The 25,876-nt window shown below is 65.8% G+C and carries 25 protein-coding genes and 1 pseudogene; 16 read left to right on the forward strand and 10 right to left on the reverse strand.

Annotated elements, in window-relative coordinates; translation table 11 throughout:
* The first annotated feature begins 120 nt into the window (after nt 1–120).
* Nucleotides 121–585 carry a RidA family protein gene (locus tag AC1Q7H_RS18000; RefSeq protein ID WP_492381519.1) on the forward strand — a complete coding sequence of 155 codons (465 nt, stop codon included), beginning with the start codon at nt 121–123 and terminating at the stop codon, nt 583–585.
* Between the two features lie 18 nt (nt 586–603).
* Here the strand turns inward: AC1Q7H_RS18000 and AC1Q7H_RS18005 are convergent, their stop codons facing one another.
* On the reverse strand, nt 604–1,515 hold the full coding sequence (locus tag AC1Q7H_RS18005; RefSeq protein WP_492381520.1) for a LysR family transcriptional regulator: 912 nt from the start codon (nt 1,513–1,515) through the stop codon (nt 604–606).
* 271 nt (nt 1,516–1,786) lie between these two features.
* Between AC1Q7H_RS18005 and AC1Q7H_RS18010 the strand changes: the two genes are divergently transcribed.
* The 3 genes from AC1Q7H_RS18010 (at nt 1,787) to AC1Q7H_RS18020 (ending at nt 4,689) form a co-directional block, all read left to right on the forward strand.
* Nucleotides 1,787–2,497 (forward strand): SDR family NAD(P)-dependent oxidoreductase, encoded by a 711-nt coding sequence (locus tag AC1Q7H_RS18010; protein WP_211981776.1) that lies wholly within the window; start codon nt 1,787–1,789, stop codon nt 2,495–2,497.
* 147 nt (nt 2,498–2,644) lie between these two features.
* Nucleotides 2,645–3,388, forward strand: coding sequence for a response regulator (locus tag AC1Q7H_RS18015; protein WP_492381521.1), 744 nt, complete (start codon nt 2,645–2,647; stop codon nt 3,386–3,388).
* On the forward strand, nt 3,385–4,689 hold the full coding sequence (locus AC1Q7H_RS18020; RefSeq protein WP_114130551.1) for a sensor histidine kinase: 1,305 nt from the start codon (nt 3,385–3,387) through the stop codon (nt 4,687–4,689). The genes AC1Q7H_RS18015 and AC1Q7H_RS18020 overlap by 4 nt, the downstream gene beginning before the upstream one ends.
* A gap of 16 nt (nt 4,690–4,705) precedes the next feature.
* On the opposite strand, the gene AC1Q7H_RS18025 is transcribed toward AC1Q7H_RS18020, so the two are convergent.
* A complete protein-coding gene (locus AC1Q7H_RS18025) occupies nt 4,706–6,184 on the reverse strand; it encodes an efflux transporter outer membrane subunit (RefSeq protein WP_492378096.1) in 1,479 nt (492 codons plus the stop codon).
* A gap of 122 nt (nt 6,185–6,306) precedes the next feature.
* Here AC1Q7H_RS18025 and AC1Q7H_RS18030 point away from each other — a divergent pair, with 122 nt between their 5' ends.
* The 5 genes from AC1Q7H_RS18030 (at nt 6,307) to AC1Q7H_RS18050 (ending at nt 11,000) form a co-directional block, all read left to right on the forward strand.
* Nucleotides 6,307–6,795, forward strand: a complete 489-nt coding sequence (locus AC1Q7H_RS18030; protein WP_211981774.1) for a winged helix-turn-helix transcriptional regulator — start codon at nt 6,307–6,309, stop codon at nt 6,793–6,795.
* A gap of 84 nt (nt 6,796–6,879) precedes the next feature.
* On the forward strand, nt 6,880–7,986 hold the full coding sequence (locus tag AC1Q7H_RS18035; RefSeq protein WP_211981773.1) for an HlyD family secretion protein: 1,107 nt from the start codon (nt 6,880–6,882) through the stop codon (nt 7,984–7,986).
* Complete coding sequence (locus AC1Q7H_RS18040; protein WP_371827404.1) at nt 7,986–9,584, forward strand: DHA2 family efflux MFS transporter permease subunit; 1,599 nt, start codon at nt 7,986–7,988, stop codon at nt 9,582–9,584. Before AC1Q7H_RS18035 ends, AC1Q7H_RS18040 begins: the two co-directional genes overlap by 1 nt.
* A gap of 13 nt (nt 9,585–9,597) precedes the next feature.
* Nucleotides 9,598–9,789, forward strand: coding sequence for a hypothetical protein (locus AC1Q7H_RS18045; RefSeq protein WP_211981772.1), 192 nt, complete (start codon nt 9,598–9,600; stop codon nt 9,787–9,789).
* Nucleotides 9,790–9,947: 158 nt separating this feature from the next.
* Entirely contained in the window at nt 9,948–11,000 is a 1,053-nt protein-coding gene (locus tag AC1Q7H_RS18050) for an alpha/beta fold hydrolase (RefSeq protein WP_211981771.1), read from the forward strand.
* Nucleotides 11,001–11,209: 209 nt separating this feature from the next.
* Here the strand turns inward: AC1Q7H_RS18050 and AC1Q7H_RS18055 are convergent, their stop codons facing one another.
* The 3 genes from AC1Q7H_RS18055 to AC1Q7H_RS18065 form a co-directional block, all read right to left on the reverse strand.
* The gene (locus AC1Q7H_RS18055) at nt 11,210–12,529 is read right to left on the reverse strand and encodes an epoxide hydrolase family protein (protein WP_492381522.1); all 1,320 of its coding nucleotides are present in this window, start codon (nt 12,527–12,529) and stop codon (nt 11,210–11,212) included.
* Between the two features lie 33 nt (nt 12,530–12,562).
* Nucleotides 12,563–13,384 (reverse strand): alpha/beta fold hydrolase, encoded by an 822-nt coding sequence (locus AC1Q7H_RS18060; RefSeq protein WP_492381523.1) that lies wholly within the window; start codon nt 13,382–13,384, stop codon nt 12,563–12,565.
* Nucleotides 13,385–13,456: 72 nt separating this feature from the next.
* Nucleotides 13,457–13,846: an MAPEG family protein gene (locus tag AC1Q7H_RS18065; protein ID WP_211981767.1), complete on the reverse strand. Its 390-nt coding sequence runs from the start codon at nt 13,844–13,846 to the stop codon at nt 13,457–13,459.
* 123 nt (nt 13,847–13,969) lie between these two features.
* Here AC1Q7H_RS18065 and AC1Q7H_RS18070 point away from each other — a divergent pair.
* Nucleotides 13,970–14,928 (forward strand): annotated as a pseudogene (locus tag AC1Q7H_RS18070) (GlxA family transcriptional regulator).
* 133 nt (nt 14,929–15,061) lie between these two features.
* The gene (locus AC1Q7H_RS18075; RefSeq protein ID WP_211981763.1) at nt 15,062–15,496 is read left to right on the forward strand and encodes a MarR family winged helix-turn-helix transcriptional regulator; all 435 of its coding nucleotides are present in this window, start codon (nt 15,062–15,064) and stop codon (nt 15,494–15,496) included.
* A gap of 32 nt (nt 15,497–15,528) precedes the next feature.
* Here AC1Q7H_RS18075 and AC1Q7H_RS18080 read toward each other — a convergent pair whose 3' ends face one another.
* Nucleotides 15,529–16,305, reverse strand: coding sequence for an enoyl-CoA hydratase (locus tag AC1Q7H_RS18080; RefSeq protein ID WP_492381524.1), 777 nt, complete (start codon nt 16,303–16,305; stop codon nt 15,529–15,531).
* A gap of 292 nt (nt 16,306–16,597) precedes the next feature.
* On the opposite strand from AC1Q7H_RS18080, the gene AC1Q7H_RS18085 reads away from it, so the two are divergent.
* The 5 genes from AC1Q7H_RS18085 (at nt 16,598) to AC1Q7H_RS18105 (ending at nt 20,716) form a co-directional block, all read left to right on the forward strand.
* Nucleotides 16,598–17,086, forward strand: coding sequence for a winged helix-turn-helix transcriptional regulator (locus AC1Q7H_RS18085; RefSeq protein ID WP_211981759.1), 489 nt, complete (start codon nt 16,598–16,600; stop codon nt 17,084–17,086).
* Nucleotides 17,087–17,202: 116 nt separating this feature from the next.
* A complete protein-coding gene (locus tag AC1Q7H_RS18090; RefSeq protein WP_211981756.1) occupies nt 17,203–18,390 on the forward strand; it encodes a thiolase family protein in 1,188 nt (395 codons plus the stop codon).
* A gap of 69 nt (nt 18,391–18,459) precedes the next feature.
* Complete coding sequence (locus AC1Q7H_RS18095; RefSeq protein ID WP_114130565.1) at nt 18,460–18,933, forward strand: MaoC family dehydratase; 474 nt, start codon at nt 18,460–18,462, stop codon at nt 18,931–18,933.
* Nucleotides 18,930–19,868 carry a 2-dehydropantoate 2-reductase gene (locus AC1Q7H_RS18100; protein WP_492381525.1) on the forward strand — a complete coding sequence of 313 codons (939 nt, stop codon included), beginning with the start codon at nt 18,930–18,932 and terminating at the stop codon, nt 19,866–19,868. The genes AC1Q7H_RS18095 and AC1Q7H_RS18100 overlap by 4 nt, the downstream gene beginning before the upstream one ends.
* A gap of 38 nt (nt 19,869–19,906) precedes the next feature.
* Nucleotides 19,907–20,716 carry an oxepin-CoA hydrolase, alternative type gene (locus tag AC1Q7H_RS18105; protein ID WP_211981751.1) on the forward strand — a complete coding sequence of 270 codons (810 nt, stop codon included), beginning with the start codon at nt 19,907–19,909 and terminating at the stop codon, nt 20,714–20,716.
* A 37-nt stretch (nt 20,717–20,753) separates the two neighbouring features.
* Here AC1Q7H_RS18105 and AC1Q7H_RS18110 read toward each other — a convergent pair whose 3' ends face one another.
* The 4 genes from AC1Q7H_RS18110 to AC1Q7H_RS18125 all read right to left on the reverse strand — a co-directional run bounded on the left by AC1Q7H_RS18110 (nt 20,754) and on the right by AC1Q7H_RS18125 (nt 25,818).
* Nucleotides 20,754–21,755: a tripartite tricarboxylate transporter substrate binding protein gene (locus tag AC1Q7H_RS18110; RefSeq protein WP_211981748.1), complete on the reverse strand. Its 1,002-nt coding sequence runs from the start codon at nt 21,753–21,755 to the stop codon at nt 20,754–20,756.
* A 118-nt stretch (nt 21,756–21,873) separates the two neighbouring features.
* On the reverse strand, nt 21,874–23,811 hold the full coding sequence (locus AC1Q7H_RS18115) for an acyl-CoA synthetase (protein ID WP_211981747.1): 1,938 nt from the start codon (nt 23,809–23,811) through the stop codon (nt 21,874–21,876).
* Between the two features lie 2 nt (nt 23,812–23,813).
* Nucleotides 23,814–24,605 carry an enoyl-CoA hydratase/isomerase family protein gene (locus tag AC1Q7H_RS18120; protein ID WP_211981746.1) on the reverse strand — a complete coding sequence of 264 codons (792 nt, stop codon included), beginning with the start codon at nt 24,603–24,605 and terminating at the stop codon, nt 23,814–23,816.
* 28 nt (nt 24,606–24,633) lie between these two features.
* On the reverse strand, nt 24,634–25,818 hold the full coding sequence (locus AC1Q7H_RS18125; RefSeq protein WP_211981745.1) for an acetyl-CoA C-acyltransferase: 1,185 nt from the start codon (nt 25,816–25,818) through the stop codon (nt 24,634–24,636).
* Between the last annotated feature and the right edge of the window lie 58 nt (nt 25,819–25,876).

Consider the following 25,876-nt stretch of genomic DNA (forward strand, 5'->3'; position numbering starts at 1 on the left):
AGGCAGCCGGGCATCCGACTTGTTACCCCAGGTACCAATTCCTGTTCCGCGCCATGCCTTTATCCCAGGCCGGCGCGCACATAGAGTTGGTCGCGTGACCCTCACCTGATTGGAGCCAGCATGTCTGTGCAAGAACGTCTCGCAGCGCGCGGCCTGGTGCTGCCGCAGCCCCCGCAGCCCCTCGGCAGCTATACCGCGGTCAGCCAGGCCGGCGACCTGCTGTTCATTTCCGGGCAGTTGCCTTTGCAGGATGGCAAGGTGGTCTGGCAAGGCCAGGTCGGCAAGGACCTGGATGTCGGGCAGGGCAAGCGTGCCGCCCAGCTGGCGGCGCTCAACGTGCTGGCGCAGATCCATGCCTATCTGGGTGGCTTCGAGCGCCTGGACCACATCGTCCGCGTCGACGGGCACATTTCCAGCGCGCACGGCTGGTTCGGGCAGCCGGCGGTGCTCGACGGTGCCTCCGACCTGTTTGGCGAGGTGCTGGTAGAGAAGGCCGGCCACGCGCGAACCATTTCCTCGCACTTCCAGCAGCCGGCGAATGCGGCCGTGATCCTCGTGGTCATTGCCCAGATCCGGCCTGAATAAGCAGCGCGGCTTGTGCCGTTACGCTGAGAATTTCTCGACCAGGAAGTCGACGAACGCCCGTACCCGGCGCGAGACGTGGCGCGCGGACGGGTATAGCAGCACAAAGGGGCGCGTACTGCCGCCGTAGTCCTTCAGCACCTCCACCAGCGTGCCGTCGCGCAGGTCCTGTTCCACCACGAAGCGGTAGGTCTGGAACAGGCCCGCGCCGGCGCGCACCAGCGTGGCCCCGCCCAGGATGTCTTCTGACGCCGCATACGAGCCGGCGGTCACGATATCCGTGTCCTCGCCGTTGACCTGGAACGTCCATGGGATCCGCCGGCCGCTGCTAGGGCGCTCGAACTGGATGCACTCATGCCTGAGCAGGTCTTCCAATGACTGCGGCGTGCCGGCACGCCCCAGATAGCCAGGCGTTGCCACCACCACCAGCTCAGCGTCTTCCAGCTTGCGCGCGATCAGGTTCGAGTCATCCGGCGCACGCCCGCGCACCGACAGGTCATAGGTGTCATCGGCGAAATCCACATTGCGGTTGCTGATGTGCACGTCGATCTCGACTTCGGGGTAGCGCTCGCGGAATGCCGGCAGCACTGGCAGCACGCGATAGTGCGCGTAAGGGGTCGGCAGGCTGATCCGCAAGCGCCCCGCAGGGGCTGCCTGCTGGCCGCTGATCTGCCGCTCCGCATCCACCAGCTGCGCCAGTGCGACGCGGCTCTGCTCGAAATACACCCGGCCTTCGTCGGTCAGGCGGATCTGGCGCGTGGTCCGCACGAAGAGCCGCACCCCCAGGCGCTCCTCCAGCCTTTGCACAGTGCGGCTGACTGCGGGCGGTGTCACGCCCGCGGCCACTGCCGCCGCGGTGAAGCTGCCCAGCTCCGCGGCCAGGCAGAACAGCTCGATGCTGCCAAGCTGAAGGTCGTCGAATTGCCGTTTCATGTCTCGCACCGGATCAAGCGATGTATCCATCATATGTGCGCCATTGGCAGAAGTCGATGTCCGGGCTGTGGCTGGCGCCGAAGTGACCGCGAGGCTGCGTTTGCCATGGGCGCCGGAGGATTCGTCCCGCTCTATTTGTGCTTGTGGCGCAAGACTGTTTGTGCCGCCGAGGTCTTCGAATGCGAAAGGGAATTGCCTAGATTGGAACCCATCGGAGCCGCCGGCCCGATCGGCAAGCAAGCCGATTCAATCTACATCGAGGTTCAAGAAAATGAGCGCAGCACAGAAAGTCGTTGTCATCACGGGCGCATCGCAAGGCATTGGCGCTGAACTGGTCAAGGCGTTCCGGGAACGTGGCCATCGCGTTGTCGCCACCGCGCGCACCATCAAGCAGTCGGACGACCAGGACATCCTGGCAGTCGCCGGCGATATCGCCGATCCGTCCACGGCGCGCCGCGTCATCGCCGAGGCCGTGGCAAGGTTCGGGCGCATCGATACCCTGGTCAACAACGCCGGCATCTTCATCGCCAAGCCGTTCACCAGCTATACCGACGAGGACTACGCGGCCGCCACCGGCATCAACCTGACGGGCTTCTTCCATATCACGCAGCTGGCCATCGCCGAAATGGAGAAGCAGCGCAGCGGCCACGTGGTCAGCATCACGACCAGCCTGGTCGACCATGCGATCAGCGGGGTGCCGTCGGTGCTGGCCTCGCTGACCAAGGGTGGCCTGAACGCCGCGACCAAGTCGCTGGCCATCGAGTACGCCAAGACCGGCATCCGCGCGAATGCTGTCTCGCCCGGCATCATCAAGTCGCCGATGCATCCGCCCGAAACCCATGCGGGGCTGGGCGCGCTGCACCCGGTGGGTCATATGGGCGAGATGCGCGATATCGTCGATGCTGTCCTGTATCTCGACAGCGCACCGTTCGTCACGGGCGAGATCCTGCATGTAGACGGCGGCCAGAGCGCAGGGCATTGAGCGGACACCCCCGCGGCGCGCGCCGGCGCACCGCGGGTGGTTCCCGACGGCGCGACGGGGGAATACCCGTCGCGCCGTATTGCGTTAATCTTTCGGTGCCCGGCGCCGCGCCTGGCGGTTTTCAATCAATCTGCCAAGGTGACGCCGATGGACGCACACACCGACCACATCCTGATCGTGGATGACGACCGCGAGATCCGTGAACTGATCTCAACCTACCTCACCAAGAACGGCTTGCGCGTTACCGTGGTGCCTGACGGGCGGCACATGCGGTCGTTCCTGGACGTCAACAGCGTCGACCTGATCGTGCTGGATGTAATGATGCCGGGCGACGATGGCCTGGTGCTGTGCCGTGAACTGCGGGCAGGCAAGCACAAGGCCACCCCGGTGCTGATGCTGACCGCGCGCAGCGACGAGACCGACCGCATCGTCGGCCTGGAAATGGGCGCCGACGACTACCTTGCCAAGCCTTTCGCCGCACGCGAGCTGCTGGCCCGCATCAAGGCGGTGCTGAGGCGGACCCGGATGCTTCCGCCCAACCTGCAGATCACCGAGGCCGGGCAGCTGCTTGCATTTGGCGACTGGCAGCTCGACACCACCGCGCGCCACCTGATTGACCAGGATGGCGTCATCGTCGCGCTGAGCGGCGCGGAATACCGGCTGCTGCGCGTCTTTGTCGACCATCCGCAGCGCGTGCTTAACCGCGACCAGCTGCTCAGCCTGACGCAGGGCCGCGAAGCGGAAATGTTCGAACGCTCGATCGACCTGCTGGTCAGCCGCTTGCGCCAGCACCTCAGGGACGATGCGCGCGAGCCCCGCTACATCAAGACCGTGCGCAGCGAGGGCTATGTCTTCTCGACGCCCGTGGAGATCCGGGAGGCACGCCAGTGAATCTCCGTGCCTTGCCCTGGCCCCGTACGATGGGCTCGCGGCTGTTCCTGATCCTGCTGGCCGGGCTTATCGTCGCCCACGGCTTGTCGTTTGGCGTCCTGTTTGCCGAGCGCTACATCACCGCGCGCAAGATCATGCTCGGCACCCTGGAGACTGACGTCTCCACCTCGATCGCCATCCTGGACCGCTTGCCCGCGGCGGAGCGCCCGCAGTGGCTGCGCCACGTGAATCGCGGCGCCTACCAATACATCCTGGGGCCGGGCCTGCCAGGCGTGCCGGAGATGACCGCGCAGGCCACGGAAGTTGCCGACCGGATCATGGAAGCGAGCGGCGGCCGCTTCGCGGTCAGGGTCGAGTCCATCCCCGGCCAGGGCAAGCGCATGCAGGCCCACCTGACCCTCAGCGATGGCAGCCCGCTGACCATCGACGTGCATCCTAAGCCGACGCCGGTGGCGCAATGGCTGCCTTATGTGCTGGGGATCCAGTTGCTGCTGCTGGTCCTGTGCTGCTGGCTTGCCGTGCGCCTGGCGATCCGCCCCCTGGTGGCGCTGGCCAATGCCGCCGACGCGCTCGACCCGAATGCCAGGACCCAGCCGCTGGGCGAGACCGGGCCCACCGAGCTGGTGCGTGCCGCGCGCGCATTCAATGCCATGCGCGAGCGTATTGCCCGCTTTGTCGAAGAGCGCGTGCAGATCCTGGCCGCGATCTCCCACGACCTGCAGACGCCGATCACGCGGATGAAGCTGCGCGCCGAAATGACGGAAGACTCTGAAGACAAGCGCAAGCTGGTGCAAGACCTCACCGAGATCGAGACGCTGGTGAAGGAGGGGCTGGCCTACGCGCGCGCCATGCATGGCGATGGCGAGACGCGGTCGCGGATCGACATCGGCTCGTTCGTCGAGAGCCTGGTCTACGACTACCAGGACACCGGCAAGGCCGTCACCATCCTGCAGCGTGCCGGCGGTACCCTCGACACGCGCCCGCACGCCTTGCGCCGCATCCTGACCAACCTGACCGACAACGCGCTCAAGTTCGGCGGGGCGGCGGAGCTGAGCGTGCACCGCGAGGACGGCGGCGCGGTGACCATCAGCGTGCTCGACCGCGGGCCCGGCATCCCGGCTGAGCAGCTCGAGTCCGTGCTGCAGCCGTTTGTCCGGCTTGAGGCATCGCGCAACCGGGAGACCGGCGGCACCGGCCTGGGCCTGGCGATTGCGCACCAGCTTGCGCTGGCCATCGGCGGCTCACTGACGCTGCGCAATCGCGAGGGCGGTGGCCTGGAGGCGCGGCTCAGGGTGGGTTGAGCCGCCGCCCGCTACGTTACCAGCCGCCCCCCAGCGCACGGAACGTTGCCACCGCCGCGCGGGCATTGTCGGCGCCCACACGTGCCTGCTGGTCGCGCGCCGCCAGCAGCAGGCGGTCTTCCTCCAGCACTTCGAACAGGCTGACCGCGCCGCCCTTGTAGGCGTCCTCGGCGGCGCCGCGCGAGCGCGCGTGCGCAGCCACTTCCACGGTCAGCTCCTTGCCCTGCAACTCCAGCTGGGTCAGCGTAATGATCGCGTTCTCCACGTCCTCGGTGGCGCGCAGCATGGCCTTGCGGTAGGTGGCCAGGGCCTCGGCGTTGGCGCCCTTGGCCTGCGCCACTTCGGCGTCGACCCGGCCGAAGTCGAACAGGCGCCAGCGCAGTCCCGCGATCGCGGCGGGCTGGAAGGCGGACCCGGTGAACAGCTTGCCGGCGGAGAGGCTCTCGAAGCCGAGCAGCGCTGACAGCGACAGCTTCGGGTAGTACTCGGCAGTGGCCACGCCGATGCGGGCACTGGATGCCGCCAGCCGGCGCTCCGCGGCAATCACGTCCGGGCGGCGTTGCAGCAGGTTGGCCGGACCTTGCGCCACGGCGATCTGCGGCACGGCGGTGCGCTCGGTTGGCGTCAGGAGTTCGGCGGCATAGGTGCCCGGATGCGCGCCCATCAAGACATCGAGCCGATTCAGCTGTGTCTCCAGCTCGATCTGCAGCGGCGGGATGGTCACGCGGGTCTGTGCCAGCTGTGCTTCCGCCTGGGCCCGTTCCCGCTCGGCGCCAATGCCGTCGGCCAGCCGCAGCTGCACCAGTTCAAGCAGCTTGGCATTGGTCCGCACCTGCTGTTGCGCGATGGCGATGCGCTGCTGCGCGCCGCGCACACGGAAGTAGGCATCGGCCGCTTCGGCGGCCACCAGCACGCGCACGCCCATGTGCTCGGCTTCCGCGGCCTGGGCCTCCGCGCTGGCGGCCTCGGCGCCGCGCCGCAGGCCGCCGGCCACGTCGATCTCCCAGCTTGCCCCCACACCAGCGCTGTACACCGTCTTGTTGCGGTCAAAACCCGGCGCGTTCTTGCCGAGGCTGCCCAAAGGCCCCTCCAGCGACTGGCGCTGCGTGGCCACGCTGCCGGACAACGAGGCCTGCGGCAGCAGTTCAGCGCCGGCGTGGCTGGCCGCGGCGCGCGCCTGGTCGACCCGCGCAATCGCCGCCGCCAGGTCCAGGTTCTGCTCCAGCGCGCGCTGGATGACGCGCGTCAGCGCGGGATCGTCAAAGCCCAGCCACCAGCTGTCCAGTGACGGCGCGGGCTGCGGGGCCTCGCGGGCGTCCAGCGCCGCTGCGTGCGGGTAGGCCGCAGGCATATCCGAGGCCGGCATGTGGTAATCGGGGCCGGCAGCGCAGGCCACCAGGGCGGCCGCGGCGCTGGCCGCAAGCAGGGTGGGCAGGAGGCGGGCGATACCGGCGCGGGTGCGCCGGAGCGGGGGACGGAATGGACTTTGGGGCATGACGGACACCTTTCAACAGCGACGAATAAAGCACAAGCCAAAAACTAACTTGCATGATGATAGTTACTACTCTAGACTAACTTTCAAATTGATAGCAACCACATTTTCCGAGGAAGCCAGTCATGCACAGAAAGCCGCTTGCTGATACGCCTTGCCCCATCGCTCGCACGGTGGCCCGCGTTGCCGACAGCTGGAGCGTCCTGATCCTGCGCGAAGCGTTCTACGGCGTGACGCGCTTTGATGAGTTCCAGCAGAACCTGGGCATCGCCCCCAACATGCTGACCCGCCGCCTGCACTCGCTGGTGGAGGACGGCATGCTGGAGCGCCGCCCGTACTGCGACCGCCCGCCGCGTTCCGAGTACATCCTGACCGAGCGCGGCCATGACTTCCGCCCGGTCCTGCTGGCCATGCTGGCCTGGGCCAACAAGCATCTCGCGCCCGAGGGCCAAAGCGTGCAGCTGGCCAACCGACTCACTGGCGAGCGTGTCGAGCCGGTACTGGTCGATGCCGCCAGCGGTCGCCCCGTCACCGACCCCGATTTCCACATCGCCCCCGGGCCGGCGGCTACCGACGGCCTGCGGCGCCGGCTGGACCGCTCGGCCGAAGCCTGACCCGAACTCTCCCGAACCCTACCGAACCCTCCACCCATGCCGCCTCGCAGGCGGGATAAGTCCTGAAAGCAGAAAGGAAGTGCCATGAGCAGTAATACGCTGACTGAACGGGCGGGTACCGAACCCGTTCCCGCTTCGAAATCCAAGGCCAGCCCCAAGCGGCTGCTGGCGACCGGCGCGCTGGTTGTGGCCGGATTGGCCGCGATCGGATACGGCTACCACTGGTGGACATCGGCTCGCCACCTGCAGCGTACCGACGACGCCTACGTTGGCGGCGATGTCACGGTGATCGGCGCCAAGGTCGGGGGCTACATCGCGGAAGTCGCGGTGACGGACAACCAGACGGTCCACGCGGGCGATGTGCTGGTGCGCATCGACGACCGCGACTACCGCGCCGCACTGGCCAAGGCCGAAGGCGCCGTGGCGGCGCAACAGGCACTGCTGGCAAACCTGGATGCCACCGCGCGCCTGCAGGAGGCGGTCATCGCCCAGGCCAAGGCCGGCATCTCGGCGACTAATGCAGACACCGTACGGGCGCGCGACGACCAGGTGCGCTACGCCAGCCTGGTGGCGAAGGCGGCTGTCTCCATCCAGAGCTCGCAGAAGGCTGACTCGGACTACAAGCAGGCCCAGGCCAATGGCGAGAAGGCGCGTGCCGCGCTGCTGGCCGCGCAGCGCCAGCTGGACGTGATCGGCACGCAGAAGCAGCAGGCGCAGGCGTCACTGGCGCAGGCGACCGCCGAGCGCGACATCGCGAAGCTGAATCTTGGCTATACGGAACTGCGCGCGCCCGTGGATGGCACCGTGGGCAACCGGCGCGCCCGCGTCGGCGCCTTTGCCGGTGCCGGCAGCCAGTTGCTGTCCATCGTGCCGGCCAGCGGGCTGTGGGTGGACGCCAACTTCAAGGAAGGGCAACTGGCGCACATGCGCCCCGGCATGGCGGTCGAAATTGAAGCCGATGTGCTGCCGGGGCGGGTCTTCCATGGCCACGTCGCCAGCCTGGCGCCGGCCACCGGTGCGCAGTTCAGCGTGTTGCCGCCGGAGAATGCCACCGGCAACTTCACCAAGATCGTCCAGCGCGTGCCGGTGCGGATCCGCCTGGACGAGCAGGACGCCCGGCTTGGCGTCCTGCGCCCGGGGCTGTCGGTGATCGCCCAGGTCAACACGCAGCCAGGCAAGCAGGTGCAGTGATGACCACGGCCACCCTGACCACCCCTGCGTCCGCCGTGGCGATGCCGGACGAGATGTCCACTGCCGCCAAGGTGTTCGCCTTCAGCACGATGTGCGTGGGCATGTTCATCGCCTTGCTGGATATCCAGATTGTCTCCGCCTCGTTGCGCGATATCGGCGGCGCGCTCTCGGCCGGCGCCGATGAAACCGTGTGGGTGCAGACCAGCTACCTGATCGCCGAGATCATCGTGATTCCCTTGTCCGGCTGGCTGTCGCGCGTGATGTCGACGCGCTGGCTGTTCGCCGCCTCCGCGGCGGGCTTCACGGTGGCCAGCCTGCTGTGCGGGGTGGCGTGGGACATCAACAGCATGATCGTGTTCCGGGCGCTGCAGGGTTTCCTGGGCGGCTCGATGATCCCGATGGTGTTCACCACGGCCTTTGCCTTCTTCGTCGGCCCCCAGCGTGTCATCGCCGCTGCCACGGTCGGCGGGCTGGCCTCGCTGGCGCCGACGCTGGGGCCCACCATCGGCGGCTGGATCACCGATCACTATTCCTGGCACTGGCTGTTCTTCATCAACCTGGTGCCGGGCATCTTCGTCACCGTCGCCGTGCCGCTGCTGGTCAAGGTCGACCGGCCCGACTGGTCGCTGGTGCGCGGTGCCGATTACCTGGGCATGGTGCTGATGGCGCTGTTCCTGGGTTGCCTCGAATACACGCTGGAGGAAGGGCCGCGCTGGGACTGGTTCGGCGACGACGTGATCCTGGCCACCGCCTGGATCTCCGGCCTGTCGGGCGTGGGCTTCATCTGGCGCACGCTGACCTATGCCAACCCCGTGGTGGACCTGCGCGCGCTCAAGGACCGGAACTTCGCGCTTGGCTGCTTCTTTTCCTTTGTCACCGGCATCGGCATCTTTGCCACCATCTACCTGACGCCGCTGTTCCTGGGGCGCGTGCGCGGCTTCAGCGCGCTCGATATCGGGCTGGCGGTGTTTTCCACCGGCGTGTTCCAGATGGCGTCGATCCCGCTCTATGCCTTCCTGGCCAACCGGGTCGACCTGCGCTGGCTGATGATGATCGGCCTGGGGCTGTTCGCGGTGTCGATGTGGTACTTCGCGCCCATCACGCACGACTGGGGCGCGGCGCAGCTGCTGCTGCCGCAGGCGCTGCGCGGCATGGGCCAGCAGTTCGCGGTGGCGCCCACGGTGACACTGACCCTGGGCAGCCTGCCGCCGGCGCGGCTCAAGCTTGCGTCCGGGCTGTTCAACCTGATGCGCAACCTGGGCGGGGCCATCGGCATCGCGGCCTGCGCGACCGCCCTCAACAACCGCGGCAACATGCACTTCCTGCGCGAGGCAGAGCACCTGAACATCCGCAATGAAGCCATGGGCAACCTGTTGCAAGGGATCAGCGACCAGTTCGTGGCGGTCGGGCACGATGCCCTCGATGCGCAGACCGCGGCCCTCAGGCAATTGTGGGCGCTGGCCTGGCGCGAGGCGCAGACCCAGACCTTTGGCGACATTTTCCTGCTGATCCTGGTCTGCTTCGCGATCGCCACCGCCATGGTGCCGCTGATGCGCAAGGTTGGAGCGCCGAAGGGTCCGTCGGCAGACGCGCATTGATGAGGGAATGACCATGACAATCAGTCTGTGCAAGCGCTTCCTGTCTGCCGCGCTGATCGCGGCGAGCGCCACGGTGGCTTATGCGGGGGAGCGCCCGCGCGACAACGGTGTGGCGTGCGCTCGTGCAGGTAATGCTTATTGCAATCTTCCAGATCAGGGCAACAGGCCAATGCCGCAAGGCGTGCCGCAGGGAGAGTCCGCTTGACTGGCGTGGCAGTCCGTCAGCCGGGCTGCTTTGTATCCAAGTATGTCGCCATCGCGGATCAATACACAGCGATACAAATCCCCTGAAATCCGACACATGCCGCGTGCCGTGGCCGCCTAGACTCGTGCTCACATTGATCACGCAAACAGGAGAAGAAAATGTCGAAGACAGTCGATCTACCTCGTCGAGGCTTTCTGGGTGCAGCGGCAGTGACGCTGGCCTCCGCGCCGTTCGGGCTGCCGCAGGCCGCCCGCGCGCAAACCGGTGTGTCGAAGGCGCCGGCGCTGCCCTTGACCACGCCGGGCACCCATGCCAGCTTCGCGCCGGTCAAGCACGTCAACGCCGGCGTGCTCAATATCGGCTACGCCGAGGCCGGCCCTGCCACAGGGCCGGTCGCGCTGCTGCTGCACGGCTGGCCCTACGACATCCACAGCTTTGTCGACGTGGCACCGCTGCTTGCGGCCCGCGGCTATCGGGTGATCATTCCCCACCTGCGTGGCTTCGGCTCGACGTCCTTCCTGTCTGCCGACACCATGCGCAACGGCCAGCCCGTAGCGATAGCCGCCGACATGATCGCGCTGATGGACGCGCTGAATATCCGCAATGCCGTAGTGGCCGGCTTTGACTGGGGCGCGCGCACCGCCGACATCATGGCGGCGATCTGGCCGGACCGCTGCAGGGGGCTGGTCTCGGTCAGCGGCTACCTGATCGGCAACCAGGCAGCCGGCAAGCAGCCGCTACCGCCTGAGGCCGAGCTCCAGTGGTGGTACCAGTTCTATTTCTCCACCGATCGGGGCCGCGCCGGCTACCAGAAGTACACGCACCAGTTCGCCAGGCTGATCTGGAAACTGGCATCGCCGCAATGGCAGTTCGATGATGCGACGTTCAACCGCAGCGCCGCCGCCTTCGACAATCCCGACCACGTGGAAATCACCATCCACAACTACCGCTGGCGGCAGGGGTTGGCCAGCGGCGAAGCCAGGTTCGACGACTTCGAGAAGCGGCTCGCCACGGCGCCCGCCATCGGCGTGCCCACCATCACCATGGAAGGCGATGCCAACGGCGCGCCGCACCCCGAGCCGAGCGCCTATGCCAGCAAGTTCACGGGCCGCTACGAGCACCGGAACCTGACGGGCGGGATCGGCCACAACCCGCCGCAGGAAGCGCCCACCGCATTTGCGCAGGCGGTGCTCGATGTAGACAGGCGCTGACGCATGAGGGGCGCAATGCGCAGATTGCTGATACTGGCTGCCATGACGCTGTCGGCGCTGGCATCGGAGCTGGGTGGCGCAGGCCATCGGTGCGCATGGTCCGGCATGCCCCGGACCATGCGCCCGGATAAGCGGGCACGAAACAAGGGCGGCCCGGGCGCTGCGGGCATTGCCATGCCCCAGCACCCGCCGCCGCCCGCCTGCCGCGCTCAGCGCAGAGACCTGAACGCTGCGCGCAGCTCTTGAGCGAACAGCTGCGGCTCTTCCCATGCCGCGAAGTGGCCTCCCTTGTCGACCTTGTTGAAGTAGGTCAGCCTGGGGTAGGCGCGCTCGGCCCAGGTGCGCGGGGCTTGATAGAGCTCGCCGGGAAATACCGTCACGCCTACAGGCACCTTGATCTGTCCTGTCATCTGCTCCGCTGCGTTGAAGTTGTTGGTGTTGTTCTCCCAATATAGCTGCGCGGACGACGTGGCGCTGTTGGTGAGCCAGTAGAGCGTGATGTCGTCGAGCATCTCGTCCCTGGTCAGCGAGCGCTCGGGATTGCCTCCGCTGAAGGTCCAGGCGGCAAACTTGTCATACATCCATGCCGCCTGCCCTGCGGGGGAATCTGCCAGGCCATAGCCCACGGTCTGTGGGCGGGTCACCATCATCGCGGCATAGCCGCCGCCCAGCGTATACAACTTGTTCATCGACTCGAAGGCTGACTTTTCGGCGGCGGACAGGCCGGCCGGCGCCGCTTCGCCGTTCTTCAGCGCGCGGGCGACGTCCGCTGGCACGGTGGCGGGCATATTGACGTGAATGCCGAGCAATCCCTGTGGCGCCTGGCGGCCCTGCGCATGCGCCACGACCGAGCCCCAGTCGCCGCCCTGTGACACATAGCGTGTGTAGCCCAGCCGCTTCATCAACACATCCCACGCGCCTGCAATGCGGTCGGGGCCCCAGCCGGTGCCGACGGGTTTGCCGGAGAAGCCGTAGCCGGGCATCGACGGAATCACTACATCGAAGGCGTCCTCGGCACTGCCGCCATAGGCGGTGGGATCGGTGAGCGGGCCAATCACCTTCAGCAGTTCAAAGACCGAGCCCGGCCAACCGTGGGTGATGACGAGCGGCAGCGCATTGGGATGGCGCGATCGCACATGAAGGAAGTGGATGTCGAGTCCGTCGATCCTGGTAACGAACTGGGGGTAGGCGTTCAGCTTTTGCTCTGCCTTGAACCAGTCGTAGTCGTTGCCCCAATAGCGCACCAGTTCCTGGATCTTCGCCAGCTGCACGCCCTGCGATTGATCGGATACCGTCTCGCGGTCCGGCCAGCGCGTGGCGGCGATACGCTGGCGCAGGTCGGTCAGTGCCGCTTGCGGGAAGCTGGCGTGGAAGGGGCGAATGGATGCGTCTTCGGCCGCCGCGCGTTGCGGGATTGCGCCGCCTTCGGCGGCCGGCAACGCCTGGGCGTGGCTTGGCAAGGCCAATTGAGCCAGGCATAAAGCGAGCGTGGCGATGGCAGGTGCAGTGCGTGTTACGCGGAGTTTCATATCGATACCAGGTAGAGGGAAAGTGGAATCCGGTCAGCGGCGTGGTTTTGGCGGGTGCACGTCGGGTTTCGGCTGATACACCGCGGCGGCGTAGATGGCGTCCGCAACCTGCTTCGGCCTTGACAGCTGCGGTACGTGGCTCGTCGGTAGTGTCACGATGCGGGCGGAGATCTTCTGTGCCATCGCTTTCTGCAAGGCGGGCTGGATCATGTGATCCTGCTCGCTGAGGATGTACCAGGACGGCCTGGTCCGCCATGCGGCAACCGTGACCTTGTCCTCGAAGCTCTTGCCGCTGATGGGTCCCTGTGTCGCCGCCATGATCCGGGTCTGGGCCGCCGGCACGTCCTGGGCGAAGTGTTTGGACATCCCCTCGGGTGTCAGCGTCAGGAATCCGTCCTTGTCAGCGACGATGAAGTTGGATCCCTCGGGTTTCGGGTAGTCCTTGGCCAGGTCCGCCACCGACTGGTTTTCCGAAGGTGCAAACGCTGCGACATAGACCAGGGCCTTGACGCGCTCATGCTGTCCGACTTCAGAGATCACCGCACCGCCCCAGGAATGCCCCACCAGCACGACCGGTCCGGCCTGCATGTCGAGCGCGCGGCGCGTGGCGGCCACGTCGTCGGCCAGGGAAGACAGCGGGTTCTGGACCGATACAACATGAAGCCCCCTGGACTGGAGCAGGGCAATGACCTTGTCCCAGGCCGATCCGTCGGCAAAGGCGCCGTGCACGAACACCACCGTGGTAGTGCGGCTGTCCGCAGCCGGTGCGGCTGCGGCTGTGCTCGCAGCGGCTGCAAGGCTGCTGACGGTGGCAACAAGCGCTGCAGTCCTGATGAACGTTTTCAATGTCCTCATGCGATTCCCCCTTAAGGGTCAGGTACTAATGGAATTGGACGGTGGCCGCCCTGCCGGCATCGGCAGCCCGGGTCAGACGGTGAGGGCGGCCACGCAAAGGGCTGTCCCGAAGGCATAGGTTCCCAGGGCACCAACCGCGCGGGCCGGATTCGGCCGGGACATGGAGGGCCAGGCAAGCAGTGCAACCACCAGGAGCACGCGGCAGGCGGTTGCACCTGCCATGCACCAGACCGCCCAGCCAGGCGGATATTGAGTGCCGAGGTACAGGAAGAGCACCGCAAGGAACGGCGCGTACTCGGTGGTGTTGCCGTGAGCGCGAATCAGCCGTGCCAGCAGTTGATCAGGCTCGGATGGGTAGCCGCTCAGCACGCCGATCCTGGACCGCTGCACCGAGGTGGCGAGTCCGAGTGAGAACAGAAGCAGACCGAGGACAGCTGTGCAGGCCAACGCGATGATGTTCATTCGGTACCTTGTGCATGGTCGATAGCGCTCATTGGGAGAAGTCCATCGGGAGTGGATTGACAGTTTCAGCATAGGGTCCTAGCCTTTGTCCTGAACGACGAACTTCCCTCGTTTCAGGACAACATGAACCGAATCGGACTCGCCCTCTTCCCCGGCTTTCAGATGCTCGATATGGCGGCGGCGTCAGTCTTCGAGATGGCGAACCTCGAAGTGCGGGTTCCCGCCTACGAAATCCATGTGGTCTCGGAAAGCGGCGGGGCCGTGCAGAGTTCAATGGGCGCGGCGATCCAGACCACCGCGATGGATCCGCTGGCCTACGACACGCTGATGGTTGGGGGCGCTTCCTCCGTGCCGGCGGCATCGCCCAGGCTGCTGCGCTTGCTTGGCGAGGCACTCGAGCCGACCAGGCGCATGGCCAGCATCTGCACAGGGGCATTCATCTTTGCCGAGGCCGGCATCCTGAACGGCCGGCGGGCTACTACGCATTGGCTCTATGCCAGGACGCTCCAGCAGCGCTTTCCTGCGGTGCGCGTCGAGGAGGACCGAATCTTTGTTCGGGACGGAACGGTGTGGACATCGGCCGGCATGACGGCATGCATCGACCTTGCACTGGCGCTGGTGGAGCAAGACCTCGGGACCGATGTGTCGCGGGCGGTCGCGAAGAAGCTCGTCGTTCATCACCGCCGTGCCGGGGGCAGTCGCAGTTCTCGATGCTGTCGGAACTGGAATCGAAGTCAGACCGCATACAAGCGGCATTGACCTACGCCAGGAATCATCTGCACCAGGATTTGTCGGTGGAGCAGCTCGCCAGCGCCGCCAACATGAGCCCGCGACATTTCAGCCGCGAGTTCCGGCAGAGCACGGGCCAATCCCCGGCACGTGCCATCGAGCGCTTGCGCGCCGACATGGCCCGCGTGCTCGTGGAAGCCGACGCGCTGACAATCGAGCGCATCGCGAGCAAGACCGGCTTCTCCGACCCGGAGCGCATGCGGCGAGCGTTCCTGCGGATCTTCGGCGAGCCGCCGCAAGCCCTCAAGCGTGCCGCCCGTGCGCGGCGCATCGCGGAGTCGGCCGCCGTGTGACGGAGGGCGGCACGGCGACAGCTTCGCATCAATGCAAGTGCAGGCCGGGCGCTGCGCTTCACGCTATTCGGGACACCGGCGCATGATAATATTCGCATGCGAACGAAATCTCATCATTTATAGCGCACCAGACATGGAACATCGCCTCGTCTACCTGTTGAACGTGGGCCAGCGGCGCCTGCACCGCTGGTCACAAGCGCGCACTGCCGCGGGTGGCGTGACATCAGCCCAGGCCGGACTGCTTTTCTTCCTGGGCAGCAACGATGGCGCGCTGACGAGCGAGGCTGCCGCGGCGCTGGACCTGGGTGCGCCTGGGATGAGCGGCCTGGCGGAGCGGACCGAAAGGGCCGGCCTGATCGAGCGCCGGCCGGACGAGAACGATGGCCGTGCCTCGCGCCTGTGGCTGACGGAGGCAGGGCGCCTGGCGCGCCAGCGTTCCAAGGCGAGCATGAAGGTATTGAATGCCAGGCTGACCGAAGGTTTCACCGCCGCCGAGATCGACGTGGTGGCGCGCTGGCTGACCAGCCTGCAGACAAAGTTTCCGGCCGCGGACGAGGGCGAGGCGTAGCCTGGCAGCGGCCGGAAAGCGAGGCAGTCGACTTACTGCCCGGCAACCCTGGTGAAGTCTGGTTTGCGTTTTTCGGCGAAGGCCGAGAATGCTTCCCGGGCTTCCGCACTGGCCAGCCGCTCCTCGAACCTGGCGCTTTCGCTGTTCATCTGCGCAAGCAGTTTTTCCGCATCACGCATGAGCTGTTTCATTGCGCTCAGGGAGCCCGCCGGCCTGGCGGCAATCTTCTCGGCCATCCGGCGCGCATCCGTGCGCAGCTGGTCATTGGCGCAAACCTTGTTCGCAATGCCCCATGCCACGGCGGTTTGCGCGTCAAGCGGCTCGCCCAGCGCGAACATCTCGAAGGCCCTGACGTGTCCGATCCGCAGCGGGAGCAGGTAACTCGAAGCCGCTTCGGGAACCAGTGCGAGATTGACGAAAGGCGTGATCAGTTGCGCGTCCTGGCCGAGCACGACGTAATCACAATGCAGCAGCATGGTGGTCCCGACGCCGACGGCCTTGCCATTGACCGCGGCGACAATCGGTACGGTCGAATTGGCAAGGGCGCGCAGGAAACGATGCACGTGACGTTCGCTGGGGCCATTTCCCGAGGCGATCGCCGCGAATTCGCCGAGATCATTGCCGGCGGTAAAGGTGTTCCCGTCCCCCTGCAACAGCAATACCCGGATAGCCCGGTTCTGCTGTGCCTGCTCGATAGTATCGGCAAGTGCGCCGTACATCTCGTTCGTCAAGGCGTTCATCTTGTCCGGCCGGGCAAGCGTTAGGGTCAGCGCGCCGCCGGTGAGGTCAACGCGGATTTCCGGGGTCATTGGTCGGTCTCCAGGTGAGAGTTGCACGCCTGCCGTGCACGCATCGCGATTAAGTTCGCATGCGAAGTATATAGGTGGTTCGCATGCGAAGTAAATGGTTGAGGGCGCGCAGCGTGCGGAATCAGCACCTGGGGCAGCGTCCTCCACACAGACGGTGTGGGCAGACGCGTGCTTGCAGTGCCTGATAGGCGCGGAATACAGCACAAGCGGAAACCGGACTTGCATGCTGATAGTGACTACTCTAGACTAACTATCAAATCGATAGCAAGTAGGTCTTTCGAGGAAGCCAATCATGCAGAAGAAGCCACTGGGCGAAACGCCGTGTCCGATCGCGCGCACCGCGGCCCGCGTTGCCGACAGCTGGAGCGTATTGATCCTGCGCGAAGCCTTTTACGGCGTGACCCGGTTCGACGAGTTCCAGCAAAACCTGGCTATCGCGCCCAATATGCTCACCCGTCGCCTGAACTCACTTGTTGAAGAAGGCATGCTGGAGCGTCGCCAGTACTGCGACCGGCCACCCCGCTCCGAGTACATCCTGACCGAGCGCGGGCGCGATTTCCGCCAGGTGCTGCTGGCGATGCTGGCTTGGGGCAACAAGCATCTCGCGCCCGAAGGCGAGAGCGTGCAGTTGGCCAACCGGCGCACCGGCGCGCGCGTGGAGCCTGTGCTGGTCGACGCCGCCAACGGGCGCCCGGTCACCGATGCCGACTATTACCTTGCGCCCGGCCCCGCCGCCAGCGACCGCGTGCGCCAGCGGCTGTCGCGCTCGGCAGAAGCCTGAGCCGGATTTCCCGCGCAGCTAATTCTTGTTCCAACCTTCAAGGCCCGGCCACCGGGCGCATACCGCATGGAGTGCGTGCGGCCGATTGAAACTGGTTGTTTGGTAGGGAGAATGCGATGCATGCAAGAGATGTCGTGCTGTGCCAACCGGTGCGTACCGCCATTGGCGCCTACAACGGCTCACTGAAGGCCGTTCCGGCGGCTGATATCGGCGCCGCGGCGATACGGGCAACCGTGGCACGGGCGGGAATCGATCCAGGCGAGGTCGGCAGCGTGGTGTTCGGAAACGTGATCCAGGCCGGCAACCGCATGAACCCGGCCCGGCAGGCTGCCATCGGCGCAGGGCTGCCAGTTTCGGTTCCCGCGATGACCGTCAACCGCGTCTGCGGCTCGGGAGCGCAGGCGATTGCAACGGCCGCGGACGAGGTGCGGCTCGGCTATGTCGACATCGCTGTCGCCGGCGGCACGGAGAACATGGACCGTGCGCCTTACCTGATGCCGTCCGGCCGCTGGGGGCAGCGCATGGGCGATTCCGTCCTGTACGACAGCATGCTGCACGACGGCCTGTTTGACGCCTTCTCCGGTGAGCACTCCGGATGGCATACCGAGGACCTTGTCGCCCGCTACGCGCTGACCCGCGAGGCCCAGGACCGCTGGGCCGAGCGTTCGCAGCGAAATTTCGCGCTGGCGCAGGCGAATGGGCGATTCACCGGCCAGATTGCCGGGGTGACCATCAAGGGGAAGGGCGGTACGGCCATGTTCGAAGTGGACGAAGCCAACCGTCCTGATACCAGCCTCGATACGCTTGGCCGGCTCAAGCCGGCGTTTCGCCCGGACGGCACGATTACCGCCGGCAATGCGCCCGGGCTCAACAGCGGCGCAGCGGCCATGATCATTGCCGAACGTTCGCTGGCTGAAGCCAGGGGGCTGGAGCCGTTGGGACGATTGGTCGCTTACGGTGTCGGGGCCGTGGAGCCCGGCATGTTCGGGCTGGGCCCGGTCCCGGCGGTGCGGCAGGCGCTGCAACGCGCCGGCTGGGAGCTGGGCGACATTGAACGCATCGAGATCAACGAAGCATTTGCCGCGGTGCCGCTGGCTGTCGCGGTGGAGCTCGGATTGCCGCACGACATCATCAACGTCGACGGTGGCGCCATTGCCCACGGCCATCCGATCGGTGCGACCGGCGCGGTGCTGACGACTCGGCTGCTTCATGCCATGCGGGCCGACGGCATACGGCGCGGCATCGTCACGCTGTGCATCGGCGGCGGACAAGGGATTGCGCTGGCGCTCGAGGCGCTGGCCTGATCCGTCTGTTCCCGTAACGGGCGTGCATGCATCGGTGAGATCAGCGGCAAATCTTCTGGAGGAGCAAAAATGAACATTCAATACATTGAGGACCTCGCGGCGGGCCAGAAATACGGTTCGGGACGTCTGACCGTCGAGCCTGAAAGGATCAAGGCCTTTGCTGCCGAGTTCGACCCGCAGCCTTTCCATCTCGATGAAGCAGCCGCCCGCGACACGCTATTTCGTGGACTGGCTGCGAGCGGTTGGCATACCGCTGCGCTGACGATGCGCCTGCTGGTCGACGGCGAATTCCGGCCCGCAGGCGGCATCCTCGGCGCGGGCTTCGAGGAACTGCGCTGGCCAAAACCGGTACGCCCCGGCGATGAACTGCATATCGAGAGCGAGATACTGGAAGTGCGGATTTCGAAATCGCGCCCCGACCAGGGCATCGTGAAGGTGCGTACCACAACCTTCAACCAGGCCGACGAGCCAGTGCAGGTTTTCACCGCCAACCTGATCGTCCAGCGACGCCCCGCAGCCGCCGCGCAGGCAGAGGCATCATGAAGATCCTTGTACTCGGTGCCGGGGCCATGGGCGGCTACTATGGCGCGCGCCTGATCGAAGCGGGCGCAGATGTCACCTTCATGTTGCGGCCCGGCCGCGCGCGGGCACTGGAACGGGTTGGCCTGGCCGTGCGTAGCGAACTCGGCGACTTCCATCGCCCGGTAAAAATGGTCCTGTCCGGTCAGGTCGCCGCGCAGTTCGACCTGGTCCTGCTGGCATGCAAGGCCTACGACCTTGCCGACGCGATCCAGACCATCAGCCCGGCCGTTGGCCGGGACACTGCGGTATTGCCTCTGCTCAACGGCCTTGACGCCTATGACCGGCTCGACCAGTGCTTTGGCAGGCAGCGCGTGCTTGGTGGAGTCGCATACATCGCGACAACGCTGGCGGCGGACGGAACCGTCGTGCACGCCGGCCGCATGGACCAGCTGGTAGTCGGCCCGCGCGCCGCGCAGGCGTCGGCATTGGCCGCGGATTTCCATGCGCTGGTGTCCGGGGCGCCGGGTACGCGTGAGCTATCGGGCGCCATCGGGCAGGAGCTGTGGAACAAGTGGGTCATGATTGCCGCAGGCGCAGTGATGACATGCCTGATGCGCGGGACCGTGGCGGACATCATGAAGACCCAGGATGGCCGCCGCCTGATGCTTGACGCGATTGCGGAGTGCCGCACGGTGGCGCAACTGTACGGCCATGCCATCCCTGAACCCGTTGTCACTGCCATGCAGGCCCGACTGCTGGACGAAGCATCGACCTGGGCTGCCTCGATGATGCGGGATATTGCGCAGGGCGCCCCACGCATAGAAGCCGACGCCATCGTCGGCGACCTCATCAAGCGCGCAGCCGGGTACGGGCATGAGCTTCCATTGAGCCGTGCGGCATATTGCCACCTGCAGGTCTATCAGCGCCAGCGCGCTGCGCACCAGACTGCTGGCTGAGCAGTCTTCGCCCATTCATGGAAATCACGAATCACGACATGACTACCTTTTCCTCCCTGTTGCAGCGCACGGAAGGCAACGTGCTGGTCCTTGCCATCAACAATCCGGGCAAACGCAACGCCATCGCGGCGGATCTCTACGACAATATCCGCGCCGCACTGGCCAATGCCGCAGAGGATCCGGCGGTTGGCGCGATCGTGCTGACCGGGGCCGGCGACTACTTCTGTGCGGGCGGCGACCTGGAATTGATCAGCAAGCGGCGCGAACTGACCTACGAGGAACGCATCGAGAGGCTGGGGCATCTGCACGACGTGGTGTGCAAGCTGCGCGACTTTCCCAAGCCGATCGTCGCAGCGGTCGAAGGCGGTGCGGCAGGTGCGGGCTTCTCGCTGGCACTGGCCTGCGATTTGCTGGTGGCTTCCGCCGGCGCAGCGTTCTCGATCGCCTATGTGAAGGTCGGGCTGACACCGGATGGCGGCATCACCGGCCTGCTGGCGCAGAGCCTCTCGCGGCAGGTGCTGACGCAGTTGGCGTTGACTGGCGACCGCATCACGGCCGAGCAACTGCAGCACTTCGGCGTCGTCAATCAACTGGTTGAGGCGGGCCAGGCCGGCGCGGCGGCGATCGCGCTGGCGGTGCGGCTTGCCCAGGGCCCGCAGCAGGCACTGGGATCAATCAAGGCGCTGTGCCGCCATGCGCACGAGCGCTCGCTCGATGAGCAACTCGAGGCTGAAAGGGGCGCGATGGCCGTGGCCCAGGGCAGCGCCGAAGCCGCGGAGGGCATTGCCGCCTTCCTGGGGAAACGTCCTGCGGATTTTGCCAGCTTGCGCCGCGGCGATTCGGCATAGCCGCGGCACAGGCGGGCTGACCGCATTACTACCGGTCTTATTGCCCGGCCAGCTTGAGGCTCTTGGCAATGCGGGTCAGCTTGGCGTGTTCGTTGCTCAGGAAGGCTTGCGCCTGGGCCATGGTCATCGGCTCGATCGCGCGCTGGAGATTGACGGCGCGCCGGGTACGGTTTTCCGGGCTGCCCACCCACGCATTCATGGCCTCCACCACCCGTGCCATCACGGCATCCGGTGTATTCGGCGGAGCCAGCACGCCCGCCCACTGGCTGTACTCGAAGTCGGCCAGGTCCTTGTATTCCGACAGCGCCGGCACATCGGGCAACGACGGATGCCGGGCCTTGCTGGCGACACCGATCGGCCGGAAGCGGCCGGCCTTGATCATCCCGTAAGTCGGACCTCCCATGGGAATGAAAGTCAGGTCTACCTGTGCACCGGCGATGTCGCTGGTGACCGGCGCCGCGCCCTTGTAGGGGACTTCCAGGAAGCGCACGCCGGTGCGGGCCTGGAAGTCGGCCCCGACCAGGTGGGGTCCCGAGCCGGGGCCCCAATGCGCCAGCGACAGCGGGCGGTTCTTCGGGTTCTTCGCGTAGGCAATGACCTCGTCGACGTTCTTGAACGACAACGAGGGATTCGAGACCAGGATGAAGTCCGAAATCCCGCTGAAGCCTGCCAGCCTGAACTTCTCCGGCGAATACTTCGCCGATGCGATGGTAAGTGGCGCGACCAGGAAGTCGATGCCGGTCGTGCCCAGCAAGGTGTAGCCATCGTTGGCGCCGCGCAGCACGTTCATGGCGCAGATCGATCCGCTTGCGCCAGGGAGGTTGTCGGCAAGAACGTTCTGCCCCAGGCTCCTTTTCATCACGACGGCTGCCGCGCGGATCGATTCGTCCGCCGGACCCCCAGCGGGAAATGCGACCTTGACGACGATCGGCTTGCCCGGATAGGGCGCTTCAGCCCGCAGCAAGGACGGCACAAGCATTGCCGGCACGGCGCCGCACGCCGCCTGCAGCAGGCGCCGGCGCGAAAGCTGGATAGTCATGGTTGTCTCCATTATTGGTTCTGCAAGCCGGCAGCTCATACCCGTGGTGACGGATACGTCGGGGTGAGGCGCTACCGGCCTGCACTGCCTCTGGCGAGGCCCTGCTTCGGTGAACGGGCTATTCGTAGACCACCGCGTATTTGATGGTCAGCGTCGAGAACGCCTTGCCGATGGTTGCCACCGCGATCTCCCGGTCTTCGTTGCTCAGGGTGGCGGGCAGCACCAGCGTGGACAGGATGCCCTGGTCGCCCCGGTCTTCGATGCGGATATCAACCAGGGGCACCGGCGTATCCGCGTTGACCTCGGCAAGCATCTGCCGCTGCGCCCGCAGTACTGCGTCGCTGCGCAGCGTGTTCTTCTGGATCTTGCCGACGGCAGTCTTGGGGATGGCGTCGACCAGGTAGAACTGCTTGGGCACGGCGGCGCGTTCCGGGATCACCTCGTAGGCGTAGTGCTTGATGCGGCCGAGCGGGAAGGTGCTGCCCGGCTTGAGCGCGATGTACGCGACCGGCAGTTCCCCGGCATGCGCGTCAGGCAGGCCGACCGCGGCGGCATCGAATACCTCGGGGTGCCGATACAGCGCCTCTTCGATCATGCGCGGATCGATATTGTTGCCGCCGCGGATGATCAGGTCCTTGGCCCGGCCGGTCAGCCAGAAGTAGCCATCCTCGTCCACATAGCCCAGGTCGCCGGTATTGAACCAGCCGCCTTCGAACCAGATGCTCTTGTTCTGTTCGGGGTTCAGGTAGCCGCCGAAGACGTTGGGACCGCGCACCACCACGATGCCAGGTTCGCCCGGCTCGCATTCGCGCTGGATGTGTCCAGCGGCGACCTTGACGACCTTCATCTCCTGGTAGGCCATGGGCAGGCCGATGGAGCCGATGCGCCGCTGGCCATAGCGCGGGTTGGTTGCACTGAGCGCGGTGCCTTCAGTCAGCCCGTATCCCTCGAAGATCATCGCGCCAGTCTTTTGCTCGAACGCCTCGGCGACGGCCACCGACAGCGGCGCCGTACCGCAGCTGGCCGCCTTGAGGGAGCTGATGTCGGCGTCGCCGATCGGAATATTCAGCGCCATGTTGACCACGCTGGGGACCATGCCCAGCGCGGTGACCCCGAAGTGATCGACGATCTGCCAGAGATTGCGGATCACCGACGGATCACGCCAGCCGCTGGACGTCAGCAGCACCACCGATGCGCCACGGGCCAGCGGCATCAGGCAATTGGTAAGCACCCCTGTCACGTGGAACATCGGCACCCCGCAGACGCGTACGTCCTCAGGCTGCACGTCGATCTGCATCGCGCTGACCCATGCCATCGACACTTCGTTGCCATGCGTGTGCAGCGCCAGCTTGGGCGTGCCGGTGGTGCCACCGGTATGGAACATCGAAGCCGTATCCTGCGGCGAGAACACCCGTCTGCTGTCAAGCGCCTCGTCATCGAAACGGTCAACGCTGGCGTCGAGGTCGAAGATACCTTCCTCGCTTGCCTTACCGCCGCCCGCCTTGATCCAGTGCTTCACGTCAGGCAGTTCACGCCGCACCAGCATGGCCTTGTTCCAGGCTTCGATATCCGGGTCGGGGCCATAGGCGATCACCGCCTTGGCTCCGGCATTGCGCAGCAGCGCCGCAATAATCTCGGGCTCCAGCATCCAGTTGACCGGGCAGGCGATGCCGGTCGCTTCGCTGCCCCAGATCGCGTACTGCGACTCCGGCGTCACGGGCATCAGCACCCCGATGACGTCATCCGGGCCCAGGCCAAGCGAGTGCAGCAGGTTGGCGGTCTGCGTGATGCGTCCGAACATCTGCGCATGGGTGATGGTGACCGACCTGGCCAACTCGTCGCCGGAGGTGAAGTAATGCAGCGCCGGCGCCTCGGGCGCACGGTCGCGCGCCAGGCGCAGCAGCTCGTAAGTGCTGTCGGGCAGGCGCCGGTCGGAAAGCGGTGTCTGCTCGAAGCGCCGGATATCGGCAAGCGCGGTCACTGTCAGCCGGGGGCGGTAGGGGTCTGGTCGCGCGAGGGTGGCCGCAGCCTGCACACGTGTGTTGAGCTGGGTCATGGTTATACTCCCCGGTAGACCGGACGGCGCTTGTCCAGGAACGCTGCGCCGCCTTCGTGCATATCTTCAGTGCTGAAGAGCGTGGCAAAGGCCAGCTGTTCCAGCATCAGCGCCGTATCGAGCGTGGCATCCTGGCCGTTGTTGATCATCAGCTTGGCCATCGCGATCGAGTGCGGAGACTTCTCGGCAATACGGTGCACATAGGCCTTCGCCTCTGCCAGCAATTCGCACGCAGGCACCACCTTGTTGACAAGGCCGATGCGGTAAGCCTCGTCCGGTTTGATGATTTCGCCGGTAAAGATCATTTCCTTGGCGCGCGTCGCGCCAACCAGCCGGGTCAGCCGCTGGGTACCCCCGCGTCCCGGTATCAGGCCAACGTTGGTTTCGGTCTGCCCGAGCAGGGCGTTGTCCGCAGCCACGCGCAGGTCGCACGCCATCGCGAGCTCGAGGCCACCGCCAAAGCAAGGCCCGGCAATGGCGGCGATCACGGGGATGGTGCTGTGGTGGATCAGCGCCCACAGGTCGGGCGCGCCGCTGGTCGGGACGAAGGCTTCAATCGGGCGGCGCGCCAGCATTTCAGGGATATCGCCGCCGGCCACGAAGGCCTTGGTGCCGCCCCAGAGAACGATCCCGCGGACCGTCCGGTCGGTCATCAGCGACGACAGCGCCGCGTAAAGGTCGGTGCGCAGTCCGGTGTTGAGCGCGTTGTATTTTTCCAGCCGGTTCATGGTGACGACGGCGCATGGACCGTCGCGGTCGATAAACACGGTGTCGTATTCGGTGATGTCGGTCATCGGTGTCTCCGTTGTCGCTCTTGCATGCTTAGTGGATGAACTCGAACAGGCCTGCCGCGCCCATGCCGCCGGCGGCACACATGGTCACGACGCCATACTTGGCTTTGCGGCGGCGTCCTTCCAGCAAGATGTGGCCGGCCTGGCGCGCGCCCGTCATGCCATACGGGTGACCGACGGCAATCGCGCCGCCGTTGACGTTGACGCGCTCCAGCGGCAAGCCAAGCTGGTCAATGCAATACAGCGCCTGGCAGGCAAAGGCTTCGTTGAGTTCCCACAGGTCGATGTCATCGATGGAAAGCTCGTTGCGTTCCAGCAGGCGCGGGACTGCGCGGACCGGGCCGACGCCCATTTCGTCCGGCTCCACCCCAGCGGTGGCCAGGCTGACGAAGTAGCCCAGCGGTTCCAGGCCACGCCGTTCGGCCTCACGTTCGGACATCACCACCAGCGCCGCGGCCCCGTCAGACAACTGGCTCGAATTGCCGGCCGTCACCTGGTAACCCTCGCCCTTTACGGCAGGCAGCACGCTCAGTCCTTCCAGCGTGGTGTCGGCACGGACACCTTCGTCCGCCTCGAGCAGGAACTCCGCCGTCGAAGTCTCGCCGGTCACCTTGTCCTTCACCGACTTGACCGTTGCCAGCGGAACGATTTCGTCCGCGAAGCGGCCGGCCTTCTGAGCTGCCACAGTAAGTTGCTGGCTGCGCAGCGCGAACGCGTCTGAGCGCTGCCGCGACATGCCGTAGCGCTCGGCGAGGATTTCAGCCGTATCGATCATGTGCAGGTAAACATCGGGGCGATTCTTGGCCAGCCACGCTTCCTGCTGGGCAACCTTCAGCGTGACCGGTTGTGACAGGCTGATCGATTCGACGCCACCCGCCACCATTACCGGCACCTTGTCGATCAGCACACGCTGTGCGGCAAAGGCGACTGCCTGCAAGCCGGATGCGCAGAAGCGGGTCAGCGTCGTGCCACTGACGGACACCGGCAGGCCCGCGCGGATGCCGCCTTGCCGGGCGACGTTGCCACCGGTGGCGGCGATGGGCTGGCCGCAGCCGAAGATGATGTCCTCGACTTCCGCGCCGTCAATCCCCGCACGCTGGACGGCATGCTGAATGGCATGGCCCGCCATGGTGGCGCCATGGGTCATGTTGAAGGCGCCTCGGGTGGCTTTGCCGATCGGGGTGCGGGCAAATGAAACGATCACTGCACGAGACATGGGTTCTCCTTTGAGGTGGATGGGGCCGGCGTTCGAAGTCGGCTGAATCGAATATAGA

This window comes from Cupriavidus sp. GW823-FHT06D04 (genome assembly GCF_058795055.1).